Source organism: Streptomyces sp. YS-3, assembly GCF_045257485.1.
GTDB lineage: Bacteria > Actinomycetota > Actinomycetes > Streptomycetales > Streptomycetaceae > Streptomyces.
In genome coordinates, this window is sequence record NZ_JBJHPC010001161.1 from 1 (window position 1) to 688 (window position 688).

At 74.4% G+C, this 688-nt stretch carries 1 protein-coding gene and 1 pseudogene; both read left to right on the forward strand.

Annotated elements, in window-relative coordinates; genetic code table 11:
* Positions 1 to 216, forward strand: a pseudogene (locus ACJA3G_RS38090) (two-component sensor histidine kinase); the annotation flags it as partial.
* Positions 213 to 688, forward strand: a 476-nt coding sequence (locus ACJA3G_RS38095; protein ID WP_406557562.1) for a response regulator transcription factor, incomplete at its 3' end; no start/stop codon positions are given. The pseudogene ACJA3G_RS38090 and the gene ACJA3G_RS38095, both read left to right, overlap by 4 nt.

Genomic DNA, 688 nt, shown 5'->3' on the forward strand with positions numbered 1-688 from the left:
GGGGTGGGCCTGCGGGTCGTCAACGGTCCGCCGACCGGCGCGGCCCCCGCCTCGCCCGGCAGCGGCCACGGGATCACCGGGATGCGGGAGCGGGTGGCGATGCTGGACGGCGAGATGACGGCGGGCGAGACGGCGGACGGCGGCTACGAGGTCGCGGTCTTCGTCCCCGTCGCGGGGGACGCGGCGGCCGAGCGAGCGGAGCAGGTGGAGGCATGAGCGCGAACGTGAACGCCGGTACGGGCATCCGCGTCCTGATCGTCGACGACCAGATGATGGTCCGGGAGGGTTTCTCGGTCCTGCTCAACGCCCAGCAGGACATCGAGGTCGTCGGCGAGGCGGTCGACGGCCGGGAGGCGGTGGCCAAGGTCCGCGAGCTGCGCCCGGACGTCGTCCTGATGGACATCCGGATGCCCGAGATGAACGGGATCGAGGCGACACGGGAGATCGTGGCGGCGGACGCGGGGGCGCGGGTGCTGGTGCTGACGACGTTCGACCTCGACGAGTACGTGTACCAGGCGCTGCGGGCGGGCGCCTCCGGCTTCCTCCTGAAGGATGCGTCCGCGCGCCAACTGGCCGAGGGGGTACGGGTGGTGGCCTCCGGGGACGCGCTGCTCGCCCCGTCGGTGACGCGCCGCCTGATCACCGAGTTCGCCCGGGCGGCACCGGCGCGGCGGGGGCCGCCCGGGCG